The organism is Yersinia artesiana, from assembly GCF_902726545.1.
In the GTDB taxonomy this organism is placed as follows: domain Bacteria; phylum Pseudomonadota; class Gammaproteobacteria; order Enterobacterales; family Enterobacteriaceae; genus Yersinia; species Yersinia artesiana.
This window is the reverse complement of sequence record NZ_CACVAD010000055.1, coordinates 1-15798: the sequence shown is the minus strand read 5'-3', so window position 1 is coordinate 15798 and position 15798 is coordinate 1. Positions and strand designations below refer to the sequence as shown.

Here is a 15798-nt window from a genome sequence, read left to right as displayed (position 1 = left end):
TCCCTGAATTATTGGTTAGTTTTCCGCGCAGCCGCTACGGTTGAAGCCGCCGTGGCGCGTGGTGGAAGGAAAAAGAAAATTAATGCCGGAATCAGATAGATAAAGTAGACCGTGACTTCACTGACAGTAGGGGCTTCCTGATAACCGAACATGCCCTCAAGGAAGGTGCCCAGCAAGGAGTGCGTAGAAAGCACATTGGTCAGGTCAAATGCGATATCCTGGAAGTGGTTCCACAATCCCGCTTCATGGAAGGCTCTTATTGCCCCTGCGGCAAGGCCGGCAGCAACAAACAGAATAAACAGGCTGGTCCATTTGAAGAATTTAGCCAGATGTAACTTAACGCCCCCCCAGTAGATAGCCATGCCCACCAAAATAGCGCAGCTCAAACCCAATATTGCGCCGATGGGTGCGCCAATACCGACATCCTGCTGAAAAGCAGCTAATAAAAAGAAAACTGACTCCAGACCTTCGCGCGCCACAGCAAAAAACACCATTGCGACTAATGCCCATCCCTGACCACGGCCTTTTTTACCCTCAGCGTTTAGGGCGTTATCAATGGCCCCTTCTAAATGCACTTTGACTGACTTGGATACCTTGCGCATCCAAAAAACCATATAGGTTAATATGCAAACTGCCACTACCGCGATAATCCCTTCGAACAGCTCTTGCTGTTTTTGCGGGAACTCACCGGTGGTTTCATTAATAAAAACACCAATAGCCAGGCAAAGTGCTGCGGCAGTGATAACCCCCACCCATACTGCCCCCATCCATTGACCGCGCTGAGTACGTTTAAGATAACTGGCGATCAGGCTGACAATCAGCGCTGCTTCCAGCCCTTCACGAAACATAATAAGAAATGGGACAAACATGCTAAACACCCCTGCGGTGGGCAGTAGAATATGCGAATAAGAATATTGTCAATTTACGTAAGGAAAAGTAAAACGATAGTGATTATCATTCTGGCAAAAAGAAATTCAAGAGGCTGAATAGGAATATTGTTAAGCAAACTGTGGCAAGTTGTTTCCGTCGAGTTAAATAGTAAATAAATTCATCAGGATACGAATTAATACGTTTATTAAGAACTGGCAGTTTTTTTGATAAAAAAAGCCTATTTTCTGGGCTGCCTCATGAAGTTGTGTGGTTACAGTCGGTTATTGACCAAATCATTCAGCTTTGAGGCCATCATTTTATGATGCCAGTTCACCAGCAGCCGATCGCTCATGTGGTGATCCTGTTATCGCGCCATAATACCGAGTATTTGGAGTATTGGGTGGCACAGGACAAAAAAACCATGAGATCGGTATTATCTGATATTTTCCGAGGAACGATAGCAATCCATCTTTTCATTTCAGATAGCCATCAATTAATTCGTAAAAATTTCGCAATCTGAATCTTGTTAAAACAATCAATGTAGAAACGATGCCTGAATATCGATTTTTTATTTATTAGCCTCTATCAGAGATAAGAAAAAATATTTACTCCGCAAGAAAACTAAATACAGAGCTTTCTTGTAGAAAATCAGTTAAGTAACAGATATACATTCATGCAGATTGAGTAAACTCCATAAGGAAATGGATATGAGTCTTAGCTTACCCGGCAATGATTTGTATTATCTGTCACGTGATAATCTTCCCCCCGAAGAGTATGAGCGCATTATGAGTGCTTATACTGCCTGGTCGCGTATCTGCCGAGAATATGAATTTGACGATCGTAATAACAATGGTCGTTACATAATTAATATGCGCGAAAACAGGTCAGCCTCGCAGTTCAGACCATCACGGGGGGATCGGGAAAAAGACAAACTGGAAGAAATGGTATTTTCCGGCAATATCATCATGCTTAGCGATATCCATGGCCCTGCCCGGTTATTCTATATTGATGGCGACGGGAAGCTGGTTTGTACTGATCCGCTTGGTTTTCGTTTTGATGGTGCGAAAAAAATTATCGCCGAATACAATAAGTCAGTGAGTCGAAGGGATTATCAACGTTCCGGAGGAAAACCACGCCCCACACAGATCTCACGTAAAGCTCGGGCATCAGAACCAGACCAACTCACATCCAATTCATTTGGAACCATCAATACCAGGAGTGCGGGTCGTCTCCTTGCTGCGGGTGGAGTGTATAACCAGAATCCTAAAATGTTTTCTGAAACTGCACAAAAACTCGGTGGAGATGCAGCAAAAGGCTTTGAACAGGTTTTAAATGAACAGACTGCTGGTTCTATGGTGGCTCTTTCTTCTGTACTCATGGGAGTAACTCGTGGTGGCAGTGCTTTATCTGTCGAAAAGCTAAAAAGCCTAAACAGTTATTTGGGCAAAGCTAAAGGGGAATCCCAGCTTCTAAAAAATATTAGCGTGATAAAATTGGACTATTCACGCAGGGGTCGCGAAGATTACCAAGCACTCAGGGGGCAATTTAATAGCACTGCTCGCCCCAATTTTGTTAAGTCTCTTGCAAATACCCCTGAAGCTATCAGCAGGTTCACTCCAGCACAATTATCTGAGATGGCAAACGGAAGAATGCCTAGCCGTGAATGGTCAGTGCATCATAAAATTCCGCTAGATGATGGTGGCAATAATAGCTTCGACAACCTTGTTTTGATTAAAAACTCGCCTGAGCATACCGTATTTACCAATGCACAGCGCGGCATAACAAATGATTTAAGTTATGGGCAATCTAAAGAAGTTCTTTGGCCTATCCCTAATGGCAAAATTTATCCTTAGAGGTAAGTATGGGTACTGAAAACCAAAAACTTATTACGCTAATTAATAAAATACATGACATTGCTCAATCGCGCATTGCCGCAGGTTATGAAGACAGAGAAGGCATTAGCGAAGATCAAGTCGAATCATGCCATCAAGCACTCACCTCCCTTGGTGGCAATGATTTTGCCGTTAGTTATTTACCATTCTTGCGGAATGTTAATGGGTTTGATCTCAATGGCGTACGGCTGTTTGGATATTTCAATGATAAAAATGATGAGCGTGACTTACGCAAACAATTATCTGACCTGCTAGAAGTCCCTGAGCTATTTCCGCAAGCATTTAAAGATTGGGTTATGATTGGCGAGACAGATACAGATATACTTGTTTTCAATAAGAAAACTGGCCTGTATGAAAACCGTGACCGCATCGGATTAGATCGACTGAATGAAAGCTATAAAGATATTGCTGACCTACTAACATCTCTAATGCCATTAATTGAATGATGCGATAATCCAGTCTGGTCAGATTGTGGTCTTATCAACAGCGATGACTATTGAGTCCGTGCAGGTCACGCTGTTCCTATCATAGGCTGGCTTATTTTAGCTTCACATCAGCACGCTTTCACTTTCAGTAACTCATCGAAGCGGGTCGTATACGCAGGTGACAGCATTTCCCGCTTCATCTGCCATGCTTTCTGTATACCCTGCCCAGCAAACCACACTTTCCCCTTGCCTGATTGATTAATATTGTCCAGAACAGCCATCAGCGCTGTACTGTTAGCCTTGGGCTGGTTATCATCAAACAGTCCTAATTGCGCCACACCTTGGCTGTAAAAATCCCCCAGCATGACCCCGCCTTTTTGATAGCGATAGCCATCCTTCCAGATTGCCTCAAGGCATCTCAATGCAGCAGCGATAATATCCCGCGTGTCCTGGGTGGGGATAGGAAGCCGAGTGCTGACTATGTTCCCATAGTAAGGCTCATTCAGTGCAAAAGGACTGGTTTTGATAAAGGCTGATATATGTCTGCAATATTGATGCTCACCGCGTAGCTTTTCCGCCGCGCGTACGGCATAACCGCAGATGGCTTCGCGCATATCCTGATAACTCGTGATCCGCTCACCGAAAGATCGGCTGCACACAATTTGCTGCTTGGTCGGGGCGAATTCCTCCAACTCAAGGCACGGCTCTCCGTTAAGTTCTCTGACCGTCCTTTCTAGCACCACATTGAAATTTTTACGCACAAACTGCGGATGAGTGTCAGCCAGCTGTAAGGCGGTGTTGATGCCTAGCAGATTCAATTTCTTTCCGATGCGGCGGCCAATCCCCCAGATATCCTGTACCGGCGTGATGGCCAGTAACTTACGCTGCCGGACCGGGTCGGATAAATCCAGTACACCACCGGTTTTACTCCACTGTTTAGCCGCGTGATTGGCCAGTTTAGCCAGCGTTTTGGTCTGTGCTATGCCAACACCAACGGTAAGACCAGTCCATTGCAATACCTTCTCACGAACCTCACGGCCAAATTGTTCCAGACTCATACAGCGATTGATGCCGGAGACATTAAGAAATGCCTCATCAATGGAGTATATTTCTGTTGCCGGAGACATTGCTTCCAGTACGGTCATCACCCGGTTAGACATATCGGCATAAAGCTCATAATTACTGCTGAACGTCACCACACCGTGCTGCTGAATTAACCCTTTCATCCTGAAATAGGGTTCGCCCATTTTTATACCCACCAATTTTGCTTCACGGCTGCGGGCGATGACACAGCCATCATTATTCGAAAGCACTACGATGGGTTTTTCTTTCAAATCGGGCCGAAATGCAGCCTCGCAACTCGCATAAAACGAGTTCACATCAGCGAGGGCAAACATGTGCAGTCTCATTAATCACGTATCTCACTACACCGAACGTTTCTAAATCATCCCCCCCATCACTCAAAATAATCGGCTCATAGTCCGGGTTCATCGCCTCGAGCTGTACGACCGGATGTAAGCACAGTTTCTTCACGGTAAATTCCCCGCCAACCGCAGCAATGATAATATCGCCATGGCGTGGTGTGATGCTGCGATCGACCACAAGGAGTGAACCATCATAGATGCCAGCCCCAATCATGGAGTTTCCAGAAACACGCACAAAGTACGTGGCTGCCGGATGGGCAATACAGAGTTCATTCAGATCCAGTGGCCGTTCAACATAATCCGCCGCCGGACTGGGGAAACCAGCCGGAATTTTCTCATTAAACAAAGGGATAAGAACGATTTCTCGCAGTGGTGATAGTGTATAAAATATCATCATTCATGCCCATTAATTACTGTATATACATACAGCATAATTTATAAGAATGTTCTTGTGAAGTGTGGAGAATGAGATTTTCTGCAACCATCTGGATCTTCTAAGAAGATATTTTATACTGTACACTTAACCAGTAAATTAACTTTACAAGGATTAGCCATGAATTCAAAGGACGAGTTTAGCGGCATGCGGGAACTGACTTCATTCAAAACTGCGCACAGTGCTTTTGGTGAGTTTGTTCTCTTGCGATCATCATTTACGGATACACTTAGCGGGTTTGCCGGTATTCAACCCACGCTCTACCCCGACCAACAAGTCATGATCCGACTGTCTACGGCCAAGGAGCTGATTAGCGAATTACAAAAGCGCGTAGACGATATCGAGTCAGGGATCGAAGACACCAAAACCAGCACCTGCTATCAAAGCTAAAGGTAACATCATGCTACGTATCGAAGTCACCATAGATAAACTGAATATCAATAAATTTCCCGCTGGATATACCGATGCATTGACTGAAGAATTAAATGAACGACTCACCAGGCAGTTTGGCGAAGTCAGTGTAAAAGTGAGATTTGCGGCCGCTGACGGGTTAACTGTGTTGGGCGGTGGTTCGGATGATAAACAGGCGGTTGAAGAGATTTTGCAGGAAACGTGGGAAAGTGCTGACGACTGGTTTCAGCCTTAAGTCACGAAGCGAAAAGAATATAAATCCCGGGCTATTAAGCTCGGGTTGTCTTTTACACTGGCAGTAAAAGAGCATCAGATGAATTTGGTCACTCGATATCTGCTCAGGTACCTCCTGGCCTCAAAATACCCTACATGAAATACGGATTGACCCTTTCCACCGTCTGGCGCACCAGTTTGTTTCTCGTGGCCATTAACCTGTCGATACGTTCACGTTTCTGATCAGCCGTTAATATCTTGTCCCGGCGCACCATCTCAATCTGGGCGTTCAATGCCTTGACCTGCTTTTGGGTGATCGTCAGCCCTTTGCGCTGCAATAACTTCCCCTGATGTTTCTCCCGCAATTTACCCGCATCATCGCCCCGCCCCTGTTTATAAAAGCTGTTGATGGTACTGTTTATCTGATTGGCTTCTGCCATCATGCGGTAAAAATCTTCGGTAAACTGGGTCGATTTGGCCGGTTCTGAACCTCGAAAGAAGGATTTGATCACCGGCATTTCATCCAGCCGGAGAGTCGGGGTATCGCCGTGATCCTGTATATTGCGCATCAGCAGATTGGTCGCCCCCATCACATAACTTCCCAGCGTGCCGGTATAAGCCATAACAAGGTGATCGAGCATCTTCGGCGACAGATTGGCCGCTTCTCCGATTTCACGCATCAACAAGCTGGTCTGATTGTTGTAGCGCGCACCGGCAACCAAGTGACTGTCTGCCAAATTCTCAATCGGGCCACCTTTGAAGAAATCATAGTTAACATAAGCTTCGGCAATCGGCCTGACCACCTGGGGAATAGGGTTAAACGCCATGGTCTCCATGAAGTTATGTGCCACCAGCTTTCCAAATTTTGCCCCGCTGTCTTTCCCCACCAGCATCCGAATAAACCGCTCGGGCAAAGTGCCCAATAACAACCCCAGCTCGAAAGGTTTCGGGAAGCGGATATGTTGCCCAAATACCCAGGCATGCCAGTAGATATCTTTATCCCAGTCCGGCAGCTCTTCATAGCGTTCATCATCCCAATTTAAGGCCATCAGTCCCAGTGAGGCTGCCGTGATTAACCCGCCGCGTTTCAGTACCCCCATCGGGTCATTCTTGAGCGCCCTGCCCAACTTACTGACCCCCTGCATCCGGGCATTGAAGAAAGGCAACATATCGCTAAGTGTGATCATCAGGGTACTGGATCCCATCATGCTAAAATCCATCAAATCACGCGATTCAAACGCAGCCTGTGCTTTGCTTTTCCCCGCTTTCAGTGCCGCTTCATACGTGGCCAAGCGGTTGGCATTCTCCGCCGCTTCACTGAGACGCTGATACTGATGCAATCCCTGCCTGATCTTGCCCATGACTTCCTTGCTGTTACGCACAATGGACGATTCAAACTCGCGTATCTGGCTGTCGCTGTACCCTTTACGTCGCAGCACGCCACGGATGGTCTTGGCCGAAGAGACCGGATCATAGGCATTGGAATAGCCGCCACCAAAGGTCGCCCCCGCAAACATCATCTCAGTCAGACTGGTATCGGTACGCAGTGCTTTGCGAAGACTTTTCCAAGAGTCCACCACCGGGGTAAACCCATCTTTGTTAATGGCCCAGGCATGGACAGAGTCGCGTAAAAAGTTGCGGATAATAAAATCCGGCATCGATGTGGTACAGACAGTCAGCACTTTTTTAGCCTGACGAGCCGCTTTCATAAACAGGGCGTTACTGCGTTGTAAATCAATCATGGTGAACGCCCGATAGAGCGCCGGATCATTCACCTTAACCAGTTCTTGCTGCCCGTCGATAAAGACTTTCACCACATCTTTACCCAGACGCTGATAGTCCAGCATATTCGGTGATTCGATCACCTCCACAACACCGGTATCAGCCAGATTAATCACCGCCCGGCGCATCGCTTCATTCTTCATCGAGGCATCTATCGACTTGGCGACATAATTGAACAGGTTCTCGATGGGATCTTTGATGGTCAGTTCACTGCCTTTCAACCGCCGCACTGTGCTGCGCTGATTGGCAATACCTTTGCTGTTCCAGGGCCCCACCACTTCCCCCCCTTCAGTCTCTCGAAAATAGGGCAGATACCAGGCAAGCTCCCATTGTTTACGGCTTTCAGGATCAATCAATCCCATGTCTTGCTGGAGGTCCAACATGGATTGAATAAAGGCATCGTACTTTTTCTTCTGCCTATCGAATAATGGTTCATGACCGCGATTAAGGGTTTTCATGTAGGCGATTTCATCTGCGGTAAAGTTGTGCTCTTTTCCCTCCTTCATTAACCGCTCGGAACGGTGGCCAGCGATCCACTTGAAGAAATGCTCACGGTGGTTACCCAGTTCATCCAGTATGCCTATCAGTGCGTCCGACTGATGGGTACCCGCTTGCTGTTCAATAATCCCCTCGGCTTTATTGTAACGGGGCAAGCCGAGATCCAGAGCTGCGGTGATAACAGAACCTGCACCGGCCGCCATGCGAGCACCGATATAAGCAGAACTGCGCGCATCGCTGATCCCTGCGCTATCTTCGGCATATTTGATCGGGGCCAGACCGTCAAAGGTTTGGGTATTGAGTTTTCGTCCGGTGTCACTCAACCAGGCTTTCAGGGCTGTTTTATCTTTGCTGACCACACTGTCATAGAAGGATTTCGCCTTATCAATCCAGCCCTGTTCAACATGAAGTCCCATCTTGCGGTTGGTTTCCGCTTCCATGGACGGGTTAGTTGTGCGGGAGTAAAGCGCCTTGTTGTTGCGAACATCCAGCCTGGAGAGTATATTTTTATTGGAGCCACTAACGGTGTTCGCCCCGGGCAATTGGAGCCCGGCTGCATGAAGCCATTTAGTGGCTTTTTCTTTGTCTATGTACAATAAGTCGTTGTCTAATTGCTTTTGAAGCGCGACTCGATTGTCCTGGCCATAGATACTGGAAATCTTATTGACCTCTGCAAAACTGGCACCCTTCACATTCAGATGAATAGCAGTAATCACAGGATGACCATTAACATCCTGAGCCGCTATCAGTGAGACCAAAGCGCCATGCTCAGTCGCTGAACGCATAACAGCTAATGGGTCTGAAAGTAACGCAGGCAACTTTTTCACATCTTCAAGCCGCACAGCATGATCTCGAATAGCGGGATCAGTTGCTTTATGCACCACAGATGCAGGCATAATGAGTTCAATATTTCGTGCGCCAAGTGCCTGATAAACAGCGGGCGTATCGCCTAACCGAATTTGATGCCGTGGAACCTGTTCCATTGAAGCAATACTTTCTACCTCAGTAGCGAACTGTCTAGCGTCATAACTATCAGGCTTGAATGGGTCATGCCGTTCTTTAGAATAGAGTGCATCGGTACGCGAAAACGTATTCTCAAACTCCTTGGTGCCCGGCTTTTCATCATCGTACATTGCGGTTTTCTTAAACCGCCCCGCGATGGTACGCAAAATGGTCCGAATTTCTGTCGGCGTAATGTCACCGGGTTTAAGAATGCCCGCCTTTTTCAATCCATTAATGAGCAAGGAAACAACGCGGTCCCACATCGCCCCAAAGCCGGTCAACTCTGAGCGTTCAGCCATATGAGCCAAAAACTCATTGGCCTGCATTTCCGGTGTTTCGTTGCTGTAGGATCGGTCGACTTCACGCCAGACGCTCTGAATGGTCTTATTCTTACTGCCCCGTGTCTGGTGTAACACCCGCAGAATACGATCATATTCCACATCCCCAATCACCGAAGCCAGACCATGGTGTGCCAGCACCTCATGGCGCAACTTTGCCCGAAGTTGGCGACCATCGGCAATGTTATCCGCCACCACAATCACCCGGCTAAATTCAGGTTGGTATAGCGCATGGACGGTACCGAACTCGTCAGGGATCCCACTGGGCATCATGTCAGCCGCTTCGGCCTGAGTCTGGACCACCTTCACCTGTATCCTGGCCGCCCCCTTCATACCACGTACCCACATATTGGCGATCCCTTGCGCTTCACGCTGTCGCATCCCCTTCACCGGCGGTATACCATTCCGGGTGTGACCGGTATCCGAAATTACATTGCCTTTATCAATTTTTACCCGCTTGGAATATTTAGTGAGTTTCTCTCTGGAGGACGGTTTACCTGTAGATACTTCCCCTTTGGCATATGCCTCGGTGCGGGCATCAATAGGCACACCACCCGCACGCTGTCGCTGATCTGTGATCACTGTTTTAGGTGACCCGGCCATCGCCTCAGTAAAGCGGCGTACATCTTTTCGCTGTCCTCCCTCAAACTGTGGTGCCTGCCCTGACTGAACATCATCCGAGTTAACGCCTGGTCCATGAGAAAAAATGATGTTTTTATCCGTGATAGCTCGCGGATCTGTCTCCCCATCGTAAGTATGAACTTCCCTGACAGCACCTTGCTGCTCAGCCCGCGTATCCTTTGGTAAAAATACCGGCCCACGTATCTGTTCTCCGGCCGTAAATTGTGGCTGATTCCCCGCCTGGGCTTCGTCTTCCAAGACAGGCCCTGACATAGGAAAACCTTCGCCCGGATGAATATTGCCAGGTTCAGGTAAACGAGGTGTTCGCTGTGTCCGAACGTGTTCAGCCTGTTGGTATATGGCCAGCTCATCAGGGGACAGTCCCTGTTCACCCGACGCCATTTGCTGCTCAATCAGTGCTTGTGCCGTGGGAGATGATGGCTCGGCCAGAGCACGCTGTACCTCACTGTCATCTGTGAATCCCTGCACGCGCGGATCCTGTCGCCGGTAAGCGGGCGTATCACGGAATTCGTCGATGCGATGATTCGGTATCCCGTGCTCCTCGACCGAACGGGGCTGGGCCACAACATCAGCCATGGCCGGGTCATTAACCTGCGGATCGGCCATAATCGGCGACTGAGGAGGACTCTCTTCTGCTATGGGGGTGCCAGCAACCTCTGGCGGGGTTTCAGGTGTCACATCAGAGGCTGCATGGCGACCACGGGATCCCCCAACAGCACCAATCGTGCCCCCTATCCCCGCGCCCAACATCGCGTTGTTCGCCCCGGTCTCCACCACGTCTTTCATCGGGTCAATCTTCTGACCAGCGGTATCAATCAGCTGCTGATTCTGGGCATAACGCTGGGAAGCACCTTGTGCATACTCGGTAGCCCCTTCAGCAAGTGTGCCTCTCACCATCCCCGGCACGATCCCCCTGGCCGTTGTTTTACCGGTAAGGAGTTTCAACAGGGTGTGGTCACCCAGAGTCGAAGCCGCAATATTGATGGCCAGCAAGCGGGGGTCGGCAGTCACACTGCTGGCTGCCACTTCTGCCAGTTGCTGACGGGCCAGGGTTAACTTTTGCGTATCGGATAGCGTTACGTTCTCGGGGGCCTTGTCGATAACCTCAAACAGACGCTGAAACGTGGGACTTTCAATCAACTGCGTAAAAGGAAGCACGTTAATCTCATCACGCATTTCCATACCGCCCTGCCCCTGAGCGGTACCGGCCATAATGCCAACAAAACCTGATTTCCGGGCAATGGCTCTGGCTTTTTCCGCCGCCATCTGAGCCGTTTCGCGCGCGACCGCATCGGGCACTGACTTTTTGAGTTTTTCATAGACTGACCGCTCAATACCCTGCGCAACCGCTTTGGCACCCAATTTGGCGGCATAGCCTCCCGTCGCCAGTTGTGTCAGTGCAGGAATAGCATTGATGAGCCAAGCATCTTTATCAAAGGCTCCGGCACCGATTTTGAGATTGCCCTGTGCATCCCTCTCAGCAAACTTCATTGCTGCGGCTTGTTTGGCACCTTCACTGTAGTTCGCTTTAACATCGTGAGAAAAATGTTCGGCCAAGGCTCCGGCCTTCTCAATCAAAGCACTACCTGTTCGTGAAACCGGATTGCCTGCATGTTCTCTCATCACCCGTAACAGCTCAGGGTCAACAGGAATATCAATCAAGGGTTTCTTTTCGCCACTGCTGTATTCTTCCGCCTTGCTGTCTAATAACTGGTTGCCTGCTTTAAACCATTGGGCACCCGCACTGACCATATCGGCCGGTACAGCTACGGCGGATAAAGCCATGTCTTTCAGGTTAATGCTGGGGTCGGTAGTCTGCGAAACCGTGAGGGGTCGCCCTGCTGCTTTGCGGGCAGCCTTAACGGCCTCCCAGTCAAAACCATGATGAGTATGCTCACCTGGTTGCTGGATATTCAGGGCTTCACGATTTGCGTTGCGGAATTGTTGTTCCGGGCGTTGTCTTTCAGGGTGATAACTCATCGGACACTCCAAATTTCAGACAAAAAAAGCCCCAATTGGGGCTGCTAGAACGATGTGAATAACGAATACAAAATTGCGGCGGGTTAAATTCTAACAACTCTCGGTTTCACCCTTGGGTCAGAGTGGAAAGTAGAAAAGAAGACTCACTGAAAAGGCAAAACGGGAGATTTGGTCAGTTCAACGCTGTACAGGGCCAGCAGTAACCTTATTCCGAACAGATAAAGTATGAAGCGATTGATCAGCAGGCACAGTAAATCTTGCTTTAATAAATGGTTTGTATGCTGACGATATATTGTTTATCAAAGCCATGCTTTCTTGCATGGCTTTAAACTGCATTTCAGACGGGTTCATCATCTCTTCCTCATATTTAGTCCATAAAAAATGCCAAGGCGCTTTTTAGGGCTGACCTCGGCATCTTTCGGGAATTTAGCGCGTAATTTGTACGATATCAACAGCAATTTGCAGAGCGATTATTCATTAACCCAGTAATTTAGAACCTGTTCAATCACCGCATGCGAATGAGAGGCTGATTGCTTCAGGATCGTTGCCAGGATAATTCTCCTGATAAAGCTCAGGGGTCATTTTTCGGACTTTTTCAGTTAGTTCCTCATAGCTGCCGGCTTCACTGACCAATCCCAAATCATCACACTCTGCCACCCACACACCATGATAGTTAATAACTTTAACGATGAAACGATGCGGTACTATATCTGGTATAGATTTAGAACTAAGTTGAGTCATTGCACGTTACTCCCCACTTTAGTCGGTATAAACAATGCTTCACAGAAGCTTACCACCCACTCCGTGAGTCGCAATCGAGAAATACTGCAAACTGGCGCACCAATGCGCCAGCTCTGGGTTAACGCGGGCTTATCCGAAATCCCGTCGTGTTACTCAATATTGATTCAGCTATTCGATGTATTTTTTCAAAGTTGGAATACATCAGTTCGGCATAGTGTCGGTGGGCCGACAACTCAAAGCGTGCAGCGCTAACGTCATATCCTGCTTTGGTTAGATTCACGATCAATTTGCCAATAGCCGTTGGGGCCACTGCCGTATCACCAAACAGCATTTTGATGGGAAACTTGCCGGGGTCTGTGAGTGAATACTGATGACTTCCGAAATGCTTGAACTGATGCTCGAACTGATCCCACCAGCTCAACGGGAAATCAGCACTGAACGTGGGCCTGGTCAGTGCTTCCTGCCTGCCAAGGTATTCGCCCTCCAGTGTCGTGAGATAACTCACCGCCTCATCAATCTGCTGTGGATGCAGTTGGTGAATGTGTTCGACATCGAAGCGGGCATGCACCAGTTTCCAGATATCAGAATATATTTTACCGAGACCGGTGGTGATTAAGCGTTTTGCTGTCTGATGGAGGGGTTTTAACTGTGCGGGTGTGGATTGATAGGTTGTCCCGTTAGGGGGCTTTTCCATTCTGTTGAAGTAGCAATCCTCCAACTTTTCGAACACATCCCACGCTTGCTCGGTTTCCAGCATCTTGGCGTGGCGGGCAGCACCGCGCTTTGTCCAGAGGATGAGTTTAGGCGTGTGCTTATCAACTTGATGACTTTCTGTCACCAAGTTCTTAAAGTGCTGAAGTTCGTGCCCTTGAAGCAAAAAATAGTGCTTACCATTAATAAAACGACCCAAGTTACGCGAGTAATTCTTTTTGATGTTGCCAGAATTTGTGCCATAAAATTGTGCCAACAACTCGGTAGTAAGGACGGGAACGTTTGAGTGAGAAACTATTGAGAGATATTCTACAGACTGAGTAATATCCATAATAATGCCCTCTGAGATTGTCCATAATCCCCGTGTTCAGCGGGGCGATCAGGTACTTGAACACCGCTCAGAGACGGCCTGCAACCTTAGCGTAGAGCTGTTTTTCGGATTACACGCTACCCGACCATAGAGAACAAAATCCAGACACAAACAAACCGCAGCTCTTACGGTGGCGGTAACCGCTCTGAGAAAGTGTGTTCAGCACCGACTACAAATTTAGCCTTCTCGACCTTTTGGTGTCAACGATTGGGATTGGTTGTTGCTCAATCTGATAGTCCGCTAAGAGCGATCTACGAACATTTACCTCTGGGAGGAAGTGGAAAGCCTCTAAAAATGATTGATCCCTTAAAACGGGATACTTACACACCTGTGATATCATGCAACAGTATTAGTATACCTATAGGTATCTGGCATATGAAAATAATAATCATTAGTGATTTACATGTTGGTGACGCGGCTGTTTCAAATGAGTTTGCAGTAGGAAGCTCTAACAACGCTGTAAAAAATCAGTTTCTAAATGAATTAAGGCATCTTGCTAAACAAGAGGGTATACGAGCTGACTATCTTGTTGTCGCGGGTGACATCACCAACAGAGCAACTAGAGAAGAATTTGAACTTGCATCTACACGATTGAAAGAGATAGCGATGATTGTGGGAGTAGAGCAAGAAAAAGTTTTTTTTGTTCCAGGGAACCACGATGGTAACTGGGTTGAAGAAGAACGCTCAATGACCTCAAAAGAAAACATTAACATGACAATTGAACGCAAATATAGCAACTTGCGCTTCAATGACTTTTTTAAACAATGTTTAGACCGAGCTCATTTTGGCTGTTATTACAATGAACCATATTTTGCTATTTGGAGTGATGAGAACCTAAATATCATTGGTGTGAACAGTTCGGTTTATGACCACTATGATAGAAAACCTCATCACGGTGTTATTCGCAAACAGGATTTAACAGAACTGGATAGAAAGCTTCAAGAACTGCAGATTGCATGTAGCGAGAGGATTAATCTGCTAGTCGTACATCACCATCCAATCCAGCAGCCTGATTTACCTTTTGATGCCGCTGACCATAGCATCTTACAAAACGCAGCTATCCTGATGGAAATTGCGTCTAAGCATAACATTAATTTTATCGTACATGGACATAAACATATACCCAGGCTTGCACAGTATTCTGACGACTATCAGCATCCTATTAATATACTTTGTGCTGGTAGTTTTTCTGCGCGTTTAGATGATAGATGGTTCCAAGGGGTACCGAATACTATTCATCAAATTGAAATTGATAAAATTTGTGATGTAAACAAAACCCCTTTAGGGAAGGTAGTGACTTGGTCACACAACACAGGGCATGGGTGGACAAAAGATGAGTCCATTAACGGAATACCTCATAAAGAGTTTTTTGGTAATCGCATGTTACCTATTGAACTAAAAAAGCAGCTAAAAAAATCTATTGAGAGTTTTTTCGAGACGCAGACACATGTAAAATGGAGTGAACTATCTAACCATTATGCTGATATAATATATACTTCGAGAAAGCTACTTGAAAAGACTATTATGGATTTATCGGATGAAGTTGGCTTTACAATATTTAAAACTCCAGGACAAGATGAGTTATTCATTTTGCTGAAGGGAAAATAACATGCATAATTTATTTGGGTTTAATAATATATTTGAACACTCTAATGCTAGATATTTCACTTCTAACCAACTAGCTGAAGAGTTTGTTTGGACTCCAGCATTTGAATCTCTAATATCTAACAAAAATCATATAATACTAGGTTCTCGAGGCTCGGGTAAGACTGCTTTGATTAAAATGCTTTCTCATGAATGTCTTACTAAGTTAAATGATGAAAAAGCAAGAAAAATCATAGAACAACGCTCGTTTATTGCGACGTACATTCCCTTGAAAGTTGAATGGGTAAACTCAATTGGTGACATTGATGATAATAACCAGCTTTTTAAGTGGAGTTTGAACTTATCTTCATGCGCAAGGTTTCTAGATACCATACGAAGCTGCCTTCATTCGTATATTGAGGATGAGATAGATAGGATTATCAGAGAAAAATCCATTTGCAATAAAATATCAGAATTATGGT

General features: G+C 46.8%; 13 protein-coding genes. 6 read left to right on the top strand and 7 right to left on the bottom strand.

Annotated elements, in window-relative coordinates; all coding sequences use genetic code 11:
* Positions 1 to 8 precede the first annotated feature (8 nt).
* Positions 9 to 869 carry an iron uptake transporter permease EfeU gene (efeU, locus tag HU019_RS16715; protein WP_174847468.1) on the bottom strand — a complete coding sequence of 287 codons (861 nt, stop codon included), beginning with the start codon at positions 867 to 869 and terminating at the stop codon, positions 9 to 11.
* A 708-nt stretch (positions 870 to 1577) separates the two neighbouring features.
* Here efeU and HU019_RS16710 point away from each other — a divergent pair.
* Entirely contained in the window at positions 1578 to 2723 is a 1146-nt protein-coding gene (locus HU019_RS16710) for an HNH endonuclease signature motif containing protein (RefSeq protein WP_174847146.1), read from the top strand.
* Positions 2724 to 2731: 8 nt separating this feature from the next.
* Positions 2732 to 3208, top strand: coding sequence for a YrhA family protein (locus HU019_RS16705; protein ID WP_174847147.1), 477 nt, complete (start codon positions 2732 to 2734; stop codon positions 3206 to 3208).
* Between the two features lie 107 nt (positions 3209 to 3315).
* On the opposite strand, the gene HU019_RS16700 is transcribed toward HU019_RS16705, so the two are convergent.
* Both HU019_RS16700 and umuD read right to left on the bottom strand, forming a co-directional pair.
* A complete protein-coding gene (locus HU019_RS16700; protein ID WP_174847148.1) occupies positions 3316 to 4584 on the bottom strand; it encodes a Y-family DNA polymerase in 1269 nt (422 codons plus the stop codon).
* On the bottom strand, positions 4568 to 5005 hold the full coding sequence (gene umuD / locus HU019_RS16695) for a translesion error-prone DNA polymerase V autoproteolytic subunit (RefSeq protein WP_174847365.1): 438 nt from the start codon (positions 5003 to 5005) through the stop codon (positions 4568 to 4570). Before umuD ends, HU019_RS16700 begins: the two co-directional genes overlap by 17 nt.
* 159 nt (positions 5006 to 5164) lie before the next feature.
* Between umuD and HU019_RS16690 the strand changes: the two genes are divergently transcribed.
* Positions 5165 to 5434 (top strand): hypothetical protein, encoded by a 270-nt coding sequence (locus HU019_RS16690; RefSeq protein WP_174847149.1) that lies wholly within the window; start codon positions 5165 to 5167, stop codon positions 5432 to 5434.
* Between the two features lie 10 nt (positions 5435 to 5444).
* Complete coding sequence (locus tag HU019_RS16685; protein WP_174847150.1) at positions 5445 to 5690, top strand: DinI-like family protein; 246 nt, start codon at positions 5445 to 5447, stop codon at positions 5688 to 5690.
* 130 nt (positions 5691 to 5820) lie between these two features.
* Here HU019_RS16685 and HU019_RS16680 read toward each other — a convergent pair whose 3' ends face one another.
* The 4 genes from HU019_RS16680 to HU019_RS16665 form a co-directional block, all read right to left on the bottom strand.
* Positions 5821 to 11910: an LPD38 domain-containing protein gene (locus HU019_RS16680; RefSeq protein WP_174847151.1), complete on the bottom strand. Its 6090-nt coding sequence runs from the start codon at positions 11908 to 11910 to the stop codon at positions 5821 to 5823.
* Between the two features lie 177 nt (positions 11911 to 12087).
* Complete coding sequence (locus tag HU019_RS16675; protein WP_174850504.1) at positions 12088 to 12261, bottom strand: hypothetical protein; 174 nt, start codon at positions 12259 to 12261, stop codon at positions 12088 to 12090.
* Positions 12262 to 12411: 150 nt separating this feature from the next.
* Positions 12412 to 12651 carry a DUF1902 domain-containing protein gene (locus HU019_RS16670; RefSeq protein ID WP_174847153.1) on the bottom strand — a complete coding sequence of 80 codons (240 nt, stop codon included), beginning with the start codon at positions 12649 to 12651 and terminating at the stop codon, positions 12412 to 12414.
* Positions 12652 to 12769: 118 nt separating this feature from the next.
* Entirely contained in the window at positions 12770 to 13693 is a 924-nt protein-coding gene (locus HU019_RS16665) for an ORF6N domain-containing protein (protein WP_174847154.1), read from the bottom strand.
* Positions 13694 to 14107: 414 nt separating this feature from the next.
* On the opposite strand from HU019_RS16665, the gene HU019_RS16660 reads away from it, so the two are divergent.
* Positions 14108 to 15340 (top strand): metallophosphoesterase family protein, encoded by a 1233-nt coding sequence (locus HU019_RS16660; RefSeq protein ID WP_217450903.1) that lies wholly within the window; start codon positions 14108 to 14110, stop codon positions 15338 to 15340.
* Position 15341: 1 nt separating this feature from the next.
* A partial coding sequence (locus HU019_RS16655; RefSeq protein ID WP_217450947.1) for an ORC-CDC6 family AAA ATPase occupies positions 15342 to 15798 on the top strand: 457 nt, incomplete at its 3' end.